The organism is Brasilonema bromeliae SPC951 (genome assembly GCF_012912135.1).
Lineage (GTDB): Bacteria > Cyanobacteriota > Cyanobacteriia > Cyanobacteriales > Nostocaceae > Brasilonema > Brasilonema bromeliae.
The window spans coordinates 1-12949 of sequence record NZ_QMEB01000195.1 but is presented as its reverse complement, the minus strand read 5'-3'; the positions used below and the strand labels follow the sequence as shown (position 1 = coordinate 12949).

The 12949-nt window shown below is 42.0% G+C and carries 13 protein-coding genes; 9 read left to right on the top strand and 4 right to left on the bottom strand.

All coding sequences use genetic code 11. The features are described from left to right. Positions 1–61 precede the first annotated feature (61 nt). The 3 genes from deoC (at position 62) to DP116_RS21125 (ending at position 3374) form a co-directional block, all read left to right on the top strand. Positions 62–742 (top strand): deoxyribose-phosphate aldolase, encoded by a 681-nt coding sequence (gene deoC / locus DP116_RS21135; RefSeq protein ID WP_169157044.1) that lies wholly within the window; start codon positions 62–64, stop codon positions 740–742. Positions 743–808: 66 nt separating this feature from the next. Further along, positions 809–1744, top strand: a complete 936-nt coding sequence (recO, locus tag DP116_RS21130; RefSeq protein WP_169157043.1) for a DNA repair protein RecO — start codon at positions 809–811, stop codon at positions 1742–1744. Further along, positions 1728–3374: an MFS transporter gene (locus tag DP116_RS21125; protein WP_246275731.1), complete on the top strand. Its 1647-nt coding sequence runs from the start codon at positions 1728–1730 to the stop codon at positions 3372–3374. The genes recO and DP116_RS21125 overlap by 17 nt, the downstream gene beginning before the upstream one ends. Before the next feature lie 336 nt (positions 3375–3710). Here the strand turns inward: DP116_RS21125 and DP116_RS21120 are convergent, their stop codons facing one another. Together DP116_RS21120 and DP116_RS21115 are read right to left on the bottom strand one after the other, a co-directional pair. Then, on the bottom strand, positions 3711–3896 hold the full coding sequence (locus DP116_RS21120) for a hypothetical protein (RefSeq protein ID WP_169157042.1): 186 nt from the start codon (positions 3894–3896) through the stop codon (positions 3711–3713). Positions 3897–4035: 139 nt separating this feature from the next. After that, a complete protein-coding gene (locus DP116_RS21115; protein WP_169157041.1) occupies positions 4036–5103 on the bottom strand; it encodes a glycosyltransferase family 4 protein in 1068 nt (355 codons plus the stop codon). Positions 5104–5473: 370 nt separating this feature from the next. On the opposite strand from DP116_RS21115, the gene xth reads away from it, so the two are divergent. Next, positions 5474–6256 carry an exodeoxyribonuclease III gene (gene xth, locus DP116_RS21110; protein WP_169157040.1) on the top strand — a complete coding sequence of 261 codons (783 nt, stop codon included), beginning with the start codon at positions 5474–5476 and terminating at the stop codon, positions 6254–6256. A 149-nt stretch (positions 6257–6405) separates the two neighbouring features. Here xth and DP116_RS21105 read toward each other — a convergent pair whose 3' ends face one another. Both DP116_RS21105 and DP116_RS21100 read right to left on the bottom strand, forming a co-directional pair. Beyond that, on the bottom strand, positions 6406–6768 hold the full coding sequence (locus DP116_RS21105; protein ID WP_169157039.1) for a DUF5615 family PIN-like protein: 363 nt from the start codon (positions 6766–6768) through the stop codon (positions 6406–6408). Beyond that, positions 6765–7139, bottom strand: a complete 375-nt coding sequence (locus DP116_RS21100; RefSeq protein ID WP_169157038.1) for a DUF433 domain-containing protein — start codon at positions 7137–7139, stop codon at positions 6765–6767. The genes DP116_RS21105 and DP116_RS21100 overlap by 4 nt, the downstream gene beginning before the upstream one ends. A gap of 301 nt (positions 7140–7440) precedes the next feature. Here DP116_RS21100 and DP116_RS21095 point away from each other — a divergent pair, with 301 nt between their 5' ends. From DP116_RS21095 to DP116_RS21075, 5 genes are all read left to right on the top strand, one after another. Then, entirely contained in the window at positions 7441–7674 is a 234-nt protein-coding gene (locus tag DP116_RS21095; RefSeq protein ID WP_211173420.1) for a patatin-like phospholipase family protein, read from the top strand. 198 nt (positions 7675–7872) lie between these two features. After that, positions 7873–8646 (top strand): patatin-like phospholipase domain-containing protein, encoded by a 774-nt coding sequence (locus tag DP116_RS21090; protein ID WP_169157037.1) that lies wholly within the window; start codon positions 7873–7875, stop codon positions 8644–8646. Between the two features lie 221 nt (positions 8647–8867). Continuing rightward, on the top strand, positions 8868–9824 hold the full coding sequence (locus tag DP116_RS21085) for a fatty acid desaturase family protein (protein WP_169157036.1): 957 nt from the start codon (positions 8868–8870) through the stop codon (positions 9822–9824). A 243-nt stretch (positions 9825–10067) separates the two neighbouring features. Continuing rightward, the gene (locus tag DP116_RS21080) at positions 10068–10514 is read left to right on the top strand and encodes a Spy/CpxP family protein refolding chaperone (protein ID WP_169157035.1); all 447 of its coding nucleotides are present in this window, start codon (positions 10068–10070) and stop codon (positions 10512–10514) included. Between the two features lie 115 nt (positions 10515–10629). Then, complete coding sequence (locus DP116_RS21075) at positions 10630–12240, top strand: acyl--CoA ligase family protein (protein WP_169157034.1); 1611 nt, start codon at positions 10630–10632, stop codon at positions 12238–12240. Positions 12241–12949 lie beyond the last annotated feature (709 nt).

The following is a 12949-nucleotide window of genomic DNA, read 5'->3' as shown; positions in this document are numbered from 1 at the left end:
TATCTAAATAGCTTGAAATTTTTTGAGAAAGGTTAATAATTAATCATTAGCAAAAGAGGCGATGGCAGCAGATTATACAGACATTGACATTGCGCCATTTATAGATCACGCCCTGCTGATACCAACCGCTACCTCAAAGCAGGTTGAACAATGGTGTGAAGAAGCAGACAGATTTCATTTTGCGGCGGTTTGTGTCTACCCGACTTATGTGAAGCAAGCCGCAGAACTTCTGCACGGTAAAAAGCCCAAAGTTTGTACAGTGATTGGCTTTCCTACCGGGGCAACAACTTCTGCAACGAAGCTGTATGAAGCTCAAGAAGCAGTGGAAAATGGTGCAACTGAGTTAGATGTGGTGATAAATTTGGGCTGGTTAAAAGCAGGCAACACTGACAACGTACACCAGGAAATTGCCGAAATATGCGAAGAAACTGGGCAAACGGTAAAGGTGATTTTAGAAACTAACCTGCTGACGGATGCAGAAAAAAGATTAGCAGCAGAAATCTGTATGGATGCTGGAGCAGCATTTCTCAAAACGAGTACTGGTTGGAATGGCGCTGTGACAGTAGAAGATGTACGACTTTTGAAAGAAGTCACACAAGACAGAGTTGGAATTAAAGCCTCAGGAGGTATTCGCACCATCGACCAAGCTTTAGACTTAATTATGGCGGGTGCAACCAGATTAGGCACTTCTCGCAGTATCGATTTGCTTCATCAGCGCCATAAGCTGGACAAGAGTGAGTAGTCATTTGTTCTTTGTCTTTTGTCTTAAGCTCATGACTCATGACTAATAACTAATGACTAATGACTAATGAGTAAAACGTATAAAGCAACTGGAATTAATCTTAAAGCTCAGGCTCTGGGAGAATCAGATAGACTAGTGACAATTTTGACTACTGAGTTTGGTCTGATTCGAGCAGTCGCCCCAGGTTCACGGAAACACAACTCCAGTCTAGGTGGTAGGAGTGGAATGTTTGTGGTAAACGAGCTACTGATTGCTAAAGGGCGATCGCTCGATAAAATCACTCAAGCACAAACGATAAAATCTTATCCAGGTCTTGCAAAAGACTTAGGAAAGTTGGGTGCTAGCCAGTATTTAGCAGAAATAGTACTCTCTGTTGCTTTAAGCGAGCAACCCCAAGAAGAACTCTACGAGTTACTCAACGAACATCTCAATCGTTTAGAAGCTTTACCTAACAAAGAAACATTAAATGTTTTAGCACATCTGGCTCATGGGATATTTCACCTTTTAGCTTTGGCTGGATTAACTCCCCAAGTACAAATCTGTTGCATCACTGGACGCTCTATCATACCAGATTTTACAGATCCAACTTGGCAAGTAGGATTTAGTATACCAACAGGTGGAACAATTTGTCTGAGTGCTTGGGAACGTCTGAAGGAGGAGAAAAGAAAACAACAAGATTTTTCTACCTCCCTACCTCATTACGCCAGTTCCTCAACTTCTTCCGCCATTCCTGCTACTGTGAAAGAGAAGCCTGCTAACTACCAAACAGTTATTCATCGGCAGGAGATACCAGTTATATCAAGCCGCTTGAATGCAACAGAGCTTGCTATACTCCAGCATCTGTCGCAACCAGAGATCATCCAAGATGTAACTAAAAATGATAGCTGGTTATCCGTTGAGCAAATTTTGCGCTCCTACACTCAGTATTACATTGGTCGCCCTATCCGCTCTGCTGCTTTAATAGATTCTTATTTTGCTGCCAACTATGATGCAACCGTCTGATTTGGATCCAAAAATCCTGCCGTTATCACAAAGTTACGCTAGGAAACACAATAAGGCATCAATGCCTAAAATCGCCAATAACCCAAAGATTCCAAGGTCTTTACCCAGTCATGTTAACTTCCACGAGCAGGCAAAAGACGTTTCTGGAAATCATAAAAATTGTACATCAGAAATCCCAAAAACTGATGTCACCAAACACAAATCAGAAAATCAACTGAATTGTAGTGAGACAAATGGCAAAAATCATAACTTAGAACATAGCACGCAAGAGTCAACAGCAATTGTAGCAAAAATAACAGATGTAACAGAGGCTTCTGGTTCGAGTCCAGAAGCAGCATCAGATGATACACAAGAGCAAGGATTTTTGCCGATCTTAAAAAACGCTAACTTTTTGGCTCTTTGGGGTGGTCAAGTCTTTTGTCAACTGGCAGATAAAGTGTATCTGGTTTTGATGATTGCCATTATTAATACTCAGTTTCAAACAAGCGAGCAGAGTATTAGTGGTTGGGTTTCAACACTGATGATGGCTTTTACCATTCCCGCAGTCCTTTTTGGTTCCCTGGCTGGTGTATTTGTAGATCGCTGGTCGAAAAAGGTGGTGCTAGTAGCAACAAATATTTGGCGCGGTATACTGGTTTTGGCAATTCCACCAATGCTGTGGCTCACTCATGATTGGGAACCAGTCGCGGGAATGTTACCAGTAGGTTTTGCTATTCTTTTGGGAGTGACTTTCTTGGTTTCTACGCTGACGCAGTTTTTTGCACCAGCAGAACAGGCGGCTATTCCTTTGGTGGTGAAAGAACAGCATTTACTTTCAGCCAACTCACTATACACAACAACAATGATGGCGTCAGTGATAGTTGGGTTTGCTGTTGGGGAACCATTGTTAGGGATAGCAGATCAACTGTGGTCGCAATTAGGTGGTAGTCATGGACTTGGCAAAGAACTTGTAGTGGGTTGTAGTTATGCGATCGCCGGACTCGTTTTATTGCTGCTTGTCACTCATGAAAAACCTCACCAAAGCGAAAAAGAATCTCCTCACGTTTTTGCTGACTTGCAAGATGGTTTCCGTTATCTCAAAGAAAATTATCGCCTGCGCAATGCGCTTGTCCAACTGATAATTTTGTTCTCAATCTTTGCAGCATTGACCGTTTTAGCCGTTCGCATGGCAGAATTAATTCCTAACTTAAAAGCTTCCCAATTTGGCTTTTTATTAGCAGCCGGAGGTGTTGGTATTGCTCTTGGCGCAACTGTTTTAGGTCTATTTGGTCAGCGCTTCTCCTATACTCAATTAAGTCTGTGTGGATGTATGGGTATGGCAGCATCTCTTATCGGTTTGTCGATATTTACTAAACAATTATGGCTCGCCCTGCTTTTAATAACACTGTTAGGTGTCTTTGGGGCGTTGGTGGGTATTCCTATGCAGACAGCTATCCAAACAGAAACCCCGCCAGAAATGCGTGGGAAAGTCTTTGGTCTACAAAACAACGTCATTAACATTGCTCTTTCCTTACCCTTAGCACTAACAGGCGTAGCAGAAACCTTTGTTGGATTACGGACAGTGTTTTTGGTATTAGCTGCGATTGTCTTTTCAGGTGGTATATTGACCTGTTATACCTCTTCTAAGTAGCTATCAGATAAAAAGAGTTAATATTCAGCTTTTTACAACCGATTATTCACTGAAAAGTTCTGTTGTTATGGTAGACTTACCTGAGTACTGAATTCTCACGAGACTTGCTGGGCGTCAACCCGAGTTGTAGCTAGGCGTTATACGTAGCGTCTAGAAAATGTTGTTACAAGTTATAGCAGTTGCCAGTTATCAGTTATCAGTTATCAGTTACCAAGTAGGAAACGGACTCGTCCACCCCTTGTTCACCCTTCGGGTTCGCCAGTCGCCTACGGCGGGAAACCCGCCTGCAGCGCTGGACTCACTGTTTACTGTTCACTGTTCACTGTTCTTCTGACACTAAGCTTTGACTGCTGTTTGAGCAACAGATGCCTTAGTTCTTCCTTCCAAGTTCGGCATCTGACTCACGGTTAATACTGGCACTTCTTGCCAGCAGGTTTTGCAAAACCAGTAGAGTTCACCATGACGAATATGACGTAGGAGGGAACCGCCACAACACGGGCAATCGTTGGTTCTCATACTCATATCGTTGTCCTCCTTATTAAAAAGCAATTGATTTTATAGATGTAGTAGATGCGTTCAAGCTTCGACTCCCTTCGACTACGCCACTTCGGCTTCGCTCGGGGCAAGTCACGGCAAGCCGCTCAGCTTAAAAAATCGTTAATTAAACTTTGATTTTTGCATCATGAATGCGACCGTTTGAATGAATGCGGCCTTGTATGATTTTTCTATACACCGCCTCGTACCCATCAACCATTTGGCTCACGCTAAACTTGTTCTCTACATGTTCTCGACAAGTTTGACGATTCAGTTCCAAAGCAGCTGGAATCATTGTCGCCATTTCATCGTAACTTTGACAGACGAAACCTGAGACACCGTGGGCAATAACCTCTGGTACGGAACCTAAACTCATGGCAATAACTGGTGTCCCAGTTGCCATTGATTCAGCCATCACCAAACCAAAGGGTTCTTGCCAGCCTATTGGGAAGAGAGTGATCGCAGCATTACCCAGCAGTTCAACTTTCGCGGCGTGGTTAATTTCACTTAGGTATTGAATTTGCTCTCCATCAATATGTGGGGCAATCTCTTGTTCAAAGAACTTAGAGTCTACTGTATCAACCTTTCCTGCCATCTTTAGATGCCAGCCAGCTTTTTTCGCAATGGCGATCGCATGGTGCGGTCCCTTTTCTGGCGCGAAGCGTCCTAAGAATGCCAAGTATGGCGGTTCTTGATGTTGGGCAACAAAAGGATAATCCTCTAGATTAATTCCGTTGTAGACTGTGTTAACGTAGTTCAGGTTTATTTCGCGTTGCGCGTTACTAATGCTGACGTATGCTTGCTGCTTATGGTGGGTGTATATGTTAGTGTTATCAGGTGTAAAACTGCTGTGCACAGTATGCACAGTGGATGTTTGTACAAAACTCGCCAAAGGTAATGCCGTTATCCCCACGTGGGAATGAATGATATCGAATTCCTGTGCTCTCTGGTAAACCTGGCTCAGTTCCAGCATTTCGTACGCTGCGTATTCTTTGACCTCCGGTTCTAAGCGCAATGCACGAGGATAAACTGCTTCTAACTTCGCCAATGTTTGGGAATCGCCAGATGCGAACAGAGTGACATCGTGACCACGACGCACTAGTTCATCTGTCAAGCGACTCACCACTAGCTCTATTCCTCCATATGTTGGAGGTGGAACTCGTTCCCACAAGGGGGCTACTTGAGCGATTTTCATAGGTAGTTTTGGTTCAGCAAGTAAGACAGTCCTATTACTAGGACCTATATCTGATGATAGAGCATTTGTACTTAATCATCTGTTTCTTAGATTAACCTGACTGACTCACGCGAGTGCAATATCGGTTAACCCTACCCTGATATAGTAGTTGGCTAATTTCATACTAGCCATTCTTCCTATAGCGGGAGTATACTATAAGATTACTGTTTGCTGAGATAACGATTCATCTATCTTGGGGCTCATTAAGGCTTAAAATTTTTGTAACGAAAAGTACTAAAACCCCGAAACGGGATCAATTCTAAAAATGTTGCAGGAGGAGGAGATGGGTGATCAGAGGACGCAAACACGTGGAGAATGACGACTGACTAAGATGAAAATTGCTACTTGGAATGTCAACTCGATTCGCACTCGTTTAGGGCACGTCATTGATTGGCTGAGGGTGAGTGACGTTGATATCCTGTGCATGCAAGAAATTAAAGTTGTAGACGCACAATTTCCCTGTGCACCTTTCGAGGAATTGGGATATAACCTTTATCTATCAGGGCAAAAAGCTTACAACGGTGTTGCTATAGCCAGCCGTCAACCACTAGAGGATGTCAGTTGTGGTTTTACGCCGACTTTATTAAACATCCAACCAGATTGGGATGAGCAAAAACGGGTAATTACCGGTAAAATAGATGGTATAAGAATTGTTAATCTTTACGTACCCAATGGTTCAGCAGTGGGAAGCGAGAAGTATGAATACAAGCTGGGCTGGCTAACAGTGCTGCAGGAGTATTTGCGATCGCTTCTTTTATCACAAGCTGCTATTTGTGTGTGTGGAGATTTTAACATTGCTCTGGAAGATAAAGATATTCATCAGAGTGCAAAGAGCGAAAATCACATCATGGCATCAGAACCAGAGCGCCAAGCGTTACGAGATATCCTGTTATTAGGATTTGCTGATGCTTTTCGCAAATTTACCTCGGAAGGGGGACACTACACCTGGTGGGACTATCGAGCAGCATCTTTTCGCCGTAATTTGGGTTGGCGAATTGACCATCACTATCTTACGCCTGCTTTGTATGAGCGTGCCAAAAGCTGCACTATTGATGTCGCTCCCAGAAAGTTACCTCAACCCAGCGATCATGCACCAGTGATTGTCGAATTTTAGAATTTAGTCAACAACTAGGGGTGTAAGGGTATAAGGGTATAAGGGTATAAGGGTATAAGGCAATACGGTTCAGTTAGTGGTGTTTACTTTTGTTAAGATCCCCCAACCCCCTTAAAAAGGGGGCTTAGTTCCCTCCTTTTTAAGGAGGGCTAGGGAGGATCAATCCTTAACTGAACTGTATTGCGGTTGGCGCAGCGTTCTCTATAGTCAGGATCATAAAGGCGATCAACCTTCCCAATCGTAAGTACAGGTAGTGAAGTCGGTGAATTTTCTTCACGCATCACTTGTTCTAAGGAGTCTTCGTCCTTCATATTTCGATTAGCAGTCAGTAAAATCATCTTGTTCTGTTGGGCAAACCGCCAGACAAGGCGATCATCACTGTCAACTGGTAACGCTACCTGCTCAAAAGTAACAAAGCGAATAGGGATTATATCAAGCCAACCTTGACTAGCGATGTTGCCCAAGAGAATAACAGACTGCCTCTCAAGGTTATGGTCAATCAGAAAAATCATGCTTTAGAATCAAGTCTGGCTTTCGCTTTTTGAAGTTTTTCCCAAGCAACTTCCATTCCGGGCGGCGGTGGCATTTTTGCAATTCGGGCAAAACGCTCACGGTTGCGTTCTTCCCAATACTTCTGATTTTCCTCTACCTTTTTCAAAACAGTTTGATACTCTGTTTCTACTTCAGCACGATTTGCTTCAATATAGGACATAGCTGCATTAAATTGTTCGTCGGTAACAGAGAACTGATAACGAATGAACGAATGTGGATAGCCAGCTGTGATGAAGTCCATGAGGTCATAGAGCGTGATCCGAGTGCCTGCGATCGTTAGTCCACGCTCTGTACGAATGATAACTGCTTGTCCATTAGATGCTGGAGTCATATTCACTCCCTCTCAAATATTGCTTTCATATTACCTTATGAAAAAAGCAAGTTCGATGCTACCGATAAACGCAAATGAATATGTACTCATCGGTGAGAGTTTAAGATAATCTTAGTTTTGTCAATTAGAAATTACGCTGAAAATTTGGAAAAAGCAGAGGTATGAAGTTAATTCTTGTACTGAACTTATGGGTCAAGAATGAATGATGCGTATTAAGATTAGGCGATTGCCTACGGCAGAGCTACGCTTAACGCCGTCGTATGGGATTTTGGCTTCAGCCAGAAGGACATTCATGTGATATATGAAAACAAAAAACGAATACAGCACAACAATGACTACTAAACCTTATCGAGTAGGCTTGGTTTTATCTGGCGGTGGTGCTAGAGGTGCATATCATGTAGGCGTGATTAAATACCTAGCTGACATGAACATTTCAATTGATGCTGTCGCTGGTGCTAGTATCGGTGCTTTAAATGGTGCAGTTGTAGCAGCAGCACCCAATCTCCAGGAAGCATCAACACGTTTAAGTAAGTAGGCACGATTAAACCGAACTATGTTAACTTATGTAAAGCGCCAAAAACCTTTTAAAAATAAGCTTTTAAGCGATTTACATTTCTTAATTTAGTTGTGTTTTTTAGCGCCCACCTACTTAGAAGAAATTTGGAACTCACTTGCTGCTAATAGTCCTATCAAGATTAACAGAATAAAAATAATTAAATACATTTGTCAGATATTGCTTGATCAAATTGCTCCACTAATAGCTGGAACAAGTGATGCATTATCAACTGTAGCTAATCTTCAGACTCTATTTTCAGAAAATGTAGGTTTGGGGGACGAAAGTCGTATCCATAATTTGTTAGACGAGTATTTAGACTTAGAAACACTTCAAAAAGGTTTACCTTTATATGTTTCCGTATATCAAAGTCAAGGTAGCTTAAATGACTTCTTTTCTGCAATTATAGCTTCCGTAAACTTAATTAATACTCAACATTCTGAATTTTTACATATTCAATCCCTGGAGCGAACTCAACAACGCGTAGCCATTCTTGCTTCAGCTGCTATTCCTCTGTTATTTAAAGCTGAACAGATTTCGGTTAACGAAACGAACTATTTCTATTCGGATGGTGGTCAAGGAGGTGTAAAAAATGTCCAAGGCAATACTCCCATCACTCCATTGCTTGAATTAGCAAATTGTACCCATATTATTGTCAATCATCTAAGTGATGGCAGTTTATGGGATCGTAATACTTTTTCAAACGCTTTTCCAAACACCACTGTTTTAGAAATTCGTCCAGGAAGAGTTATAAAACCTCAAGGTCTAAAAGATTTAATAGGATTTGATCCCAATAATATTCAATCTTGGATTGAACAAGGTTATGAAGATACTCAACGTTGTTATGAAAGCGTTGCTCGTGCTCTCCATATTCATGAAATAGCAAATCAGGCTAGAAAGCAACGAGATGAAGCAATAGATGAATTAGACAATGATAATTTTCATATTGACTAAACCTAACAGGCATTGCGACTGTTGTGTTGCAAAAATTTCTTGAGAGAAACGTGCTATTTGGCAAGCTTTGATTATACAGCGACTCCAAAAATTTGGGCAATAAATTTCACTTGATGTGTCTTACCCCTCTGCGGTCTAAAGACACGGAGAGGGTTCAATTTACCAACGCTTGATAAAAATTTATTGTATCGTACGTTTAATTACGATTAATTATAATCATTATGTCTAGTGATGCAATGACTCAACCAGAATTATTGACTTCCTCAGCCGATAAGCCCCACAATCCCCGCCAGATTCTGAGTGTACGAGAATTAAGTGCTTTGAATACGCGCTCTAACTACAAAGGGCTGGTTCAACTGGCTTTTCATCTAACTGTCACCGGATGCAGTGGCTACCTGTGGGTAACAAACTTTGGCAATTGGTCGCTAGCAATACCTGCACTGATAATTTACGGCTTTAGTATCGCTGCCATGTTTGCACCTATGCACGAATGCGTTCACAGAAACGTCTTCACTAACAATTCTGTGAATGATGCTGTTGCTTGGTGTGCGGGCTTGCTCTCATTTTACAACAGTACCTTCTTCCGTTACTACCACAAGTGGCACCACCTCTACACTCGCGTTCCTGACAAAGATCCGGAACTCACTGATCCTAAGCCGAGCAATCTGGGTAAATATTTGTTAATAATTAGTGGTTTACCCTGGTGGGAAGGAAAGATACGTGGGCATTTTCGCGCTGCGATCGGTCAACTTGACGATTGTCCATTTATACCAGAAACAGCACGAGGTGAAGTGATTCGCTCCACTCGATTGCAATTAGCTGTTTATGCAGCTGGGTTTATCCTCTCAATTGCAGTCAGACAGCCTTGGTTTATCGTTTATTGGCTACTACCGCTCTTAGTGGGTCAGCCGATTCTGCGTTTTATTCTACTGGCAGAACATACAGGTTGCACTCTTGACGCTAATTTGCTCACAAATACACGCACAACACTGACGCTCTTGCCTGTGCGATTTTTTATGTGGAATATGCCATTTCATGCAGAGCACCATTTATACCCATCAATTCCCTTCCACGCACTGCCTAAAGCCCATCTACAGTTAAGTTCACACTTTACCCACATTGAGCCGGGCTATATAAAAGTCAACAGGGATATTATTACTAAGTACACCACACCATAAATAAGGGTTAAAATTTTAACTGTAGGTTGGGGAGCCACTGCCCTTCGGGCACTGTCCTCCCCAACCTACGAAAATTAAATTCCCAACCCTTTCAGGCACAAAGCAAGACTGAATCTTTGAAGTCGCAATTGAGCAAAGCCAATCATCCTTACAGGCGATAGCTTCGCTGCAGCATAGCGGCAGATCGCATGTGTGCGTCGTGAGTACGTTCTATTCACCTACTAATTACAGAAGACAAGTTTTATGTTTCTCCATCGTACTACTTTCATAATTGCAGCTACAATGATTGCTCTTGGTAGTAGTATCGCTCTTGCCAAGCCAAATTTACTGTTACCTCAAGTCGTTGCTCAAAACCCCACACCTACAAAGCGTCAGCAACCTGGTCAATCTGGATCGTTGAAGGATTTAAACCTGACACCTCAGCAGATGCAACAAATTAAAACGATTCGTACTCAATCCAAAGACCAAATTGCCCAAAAAAGACAGGCAATTCGTCAAGCGCAGCAGGAATTGAAAGCTATCATGGCAGGGACAGCATCCAAAGACCAAGTGCGCGATAAATATAACCAAATCAGAACACTCAGGCAGGAACTTGCTGATGTTCAGTTTGACAATACACTTGCAATTCGAGACGTTTTGAACCCAGAACAACGGCAGAAGTTTGCTGAGCAAATGCACAACAAACGGTAGTAAACTTCCAAAGCAGCACGAGTATGAAACCCAAGTACTGGATTGTATGTAAATACAAGAAATGCATGACTGTATGGTATGCTCATGCAGTGAATATTCACTGTTAGCATTAGCTATGTACTCTCAAGCAGTTGATCGCAGTATTCTCACACCTCTAACTTTTATTCAACGCAATGCTAAAGTCTATAGTCAGAAAGTTGCGATTATATATAATCAAAAACGCTTCACTTACGGCGAATTTGCAAATCGGATAAATTGTCTAGCCTCAGCACTGCGTCATGCTGGACTTGAAAAAGGCGATCGCGTCGCTTTCTTTTGTTTCAATACTCCACCCATGCTAGAAGCCCATTTTGCTGTGCCTTTAGCAGGTGGTATTTTAGTATCTATTAATACTCGTTTAACCTCCCAAGAAGTTGTTTATATCTTGAATGATTGCGGTGCGAAATTTCTCTTTGTTGATACAGAGTTAGCAAATATAATTCGACCTGTTCAAAATAATCTAGAAACTGTTAAACATATAATCAATATTGATGATTTAGAAGGTTTTGAACCTTTAGATGGTGAAGATTATGAAGCATTTCTCCAAACTGGTAAACCGACTCCTTTATCTTGGATAATTACAGATGAAATGGAGACAATTTCGATTAATTACACTAGTGGAACTTCTGGTAAACCCAAAGGTGTGATGTACTCTCATCGAGGTGCATATATTAACTCTTTAGGAGAAATCATTGAAACAACACTAACACCTAACTCTGTTTATCTCTGGACTTTGCCCATGTTTCACTGCAATGGCTGGTGTTTTACTTGGGGGGTAACTGCTATTGGTGGTACTCATATTTGTTTACGTAAGTTTAACCCCGGTAATATCTGGAAGTTAATTCAACAAAAAGAAGTCACTCATTTAAATGCTGCACCTGCAATTTTAATTTCTCTGTTCAATCATCCAAATTGTCCGCAATTATTAGAAAAACCTCTAACTATCACTACAGCAGGCGCACCACCATCGCCAACATTGATTGAAAAAATTACTAAAATTGGCGCAAAAATTATTCACGTTTATGGTTTGACTGAAGTTTATGGTCCTTATACAGTTTGCGAATATCAATCAGATTGGGACAATTTAATGATTGCAGAAAAAGCAAAACTCATGGCACGTCAAGGCGTACCTTATATCGGTGCAGATGGTTTGCGAGTTGTAGATCAAAATATGAATGATGTCCCAGCGGATGGACAAACAATGGGAGAGGTGGTGATGCGAGGAAATATGGTGATGACAGGCTATTATAATGACCCAGAAGTGACTGAAAGAGTATTTAGAGGAGGATGGTTTCATAGTGGTGATTTAGCTGTAATGCACCCTGACGGTTATATTGAGGTGCGCGACCGTATGAAAGATATCATCATTACTAGCGGGGAAAATGTCTCCAGTATAGAAGTTGAACAATGTCTTTACCGCCATCAAGCCGTGTTAGAGTGTGCAGTTATTGCTGTACCGAATGCTAGGCGTGGTGAAGTGCCAAAAGCCTTTGTTACTCTCAAAGAAAGGGCGCAAGTTACAGAACAAGAATTAATCCAATTTTGCCGTAATCAAATTGCTGCTTTTAAATGCCCTACTAAAATTGAATTTACGACTCTGCCAAAAACTAGCACTGGTAAAATTCAAAAGTATCTGTTACGGGAGAAAGAATGGATAGGTTATGAAAAGAGGATTTACGGCGGTTAGTTGCGAGTTCATCAACTTAACTATCTTAAGTACAAAACGGTTCAGTTAAGCATAAGGTAGGTTGGGTTGACGTAAGGAAACCCAACACAAAACGTTTCTTGTTGGGTTGCGCTACGCTTAAACGGACACTTTCTTCAACGGGGGGAACCCCCGCACAGAAGTGTCCTCCCCAACCTACCCAGTGTAAGGTTTTTGGCTCTAACTGAACCGTATTGATCTTAAGTATTTTGTGTAGAGCGATACGCCGGAGGCGTTAAGCTTCGCTTATCGCACCCCAGCGGGCACTTTGTACCATCGCAAAGGAGCAACAGACGCACTAAGGCGCGTATCGCTAACTTTTCCAAGAAGTGCGATACGCTTTGCGTCAAGCCGGAGGCTTATCGTTCTCTCCTGAACAAATGAAACTTCCTTGCAATGACTGGGAAACCAATAACGAAGAAATAGAGAAAATTGCAGAAAAATTTCTCTTCGCCAACTGCTATAACCCGCAGTTTGTCTGTGTCGTACTACAAAACTCATCATAAAAATAGTGTACGAGCAGGAGTACCCCAGTGCCAGGTATCGGGAAGCCAGAACCCGCAAGACTTCGTGGAAAACAACTCGTATATAAATCTTAATAAAAGTCTGTAAGCTCTAGATGTTACACTTTACAAGTCTCGACGCGAGAGAAGACGTCCTGGGACGCTCACCCAACCCCTCACTCCCAAAC

Coding starts and splice junctions, on each gene's coding strand:
- deoC (WP_169157044.1), top strand. CDS start 62: ATGGCAGCAGATTATACAGACATTGACATTGCGCCATTTATAGATCAC.
- recO (WP_169157043.1), top strand. CDS start 809: ATGAGTAAAACGTATAAAGCAACTGGAATTAATCTTAAAGCTCAGGCT.
- DP116_RS21125 (WP_246275731.1), top strand. CDS start 1,728: ATGATGCAACCGTCTGATTTGGATCCAAAAATCCTGCCGTTATCACAA.
- DP116_RS21120 (WP_169157042.1), bottom strand. CDS start 3,896: ATGAGTATGAGAACCAACGATTGCCCGTGTTGTGGCGGTTCCCTCCTA.
- DP116_RS21115 (WP_169157041.1), bottom strand. CDS start 5,103: ATGAAAATCGCTCAAGTAGCCCCCTTGTGGGAACGAGTTCCACCTCCA.
- xth (WP_169157040.1), top strand. CDS start 5,474: ATGAAAATTGCTACTTGGAATGTCAACTCGATTCGCACTCGTTTAGGG.
- DP116_RS21105 (WP_169157039.1), bottom strand. CDS start 6,768: ATGATTTTTCTGATTGACCATAACCTTGAGAGGCAGTCTGTTATTCTC.
- DP116_RS21100 (WP_169157038.1), bottom strand. CDS start 7,139: ATGACTCCAGCATCTAATGGACAAGCAGTTATCATTCGTACAGAGCGT.
- DP116_RS21095 (WP_211173420.1), top strand. CDS start 7,441: ATGAAAACAAAAAACGAATACAGCACAACAATGACTACTAAACCTTAT.
- DP116_RS21085 (WP_169157036.1), top strand. CDS start 8,868: ATGTCTAGTGATGCAATGACTCAACCAGAATTATTGACTTCCTCAGCC.
- DP116_RS21080 (WP_169157035.1), top strand. CDS start 10,068: ATGTTTCTCCATCGTACTACTTTCATAATTGCAGCTACAATGATTGCT.
- DP116_RS21075 (WP_169157034.1), top strand. CDS start 10,630: ATGTACTCTCAAGCAGTTGATCGCAGTATTCTCACACCTCTAACTTTT.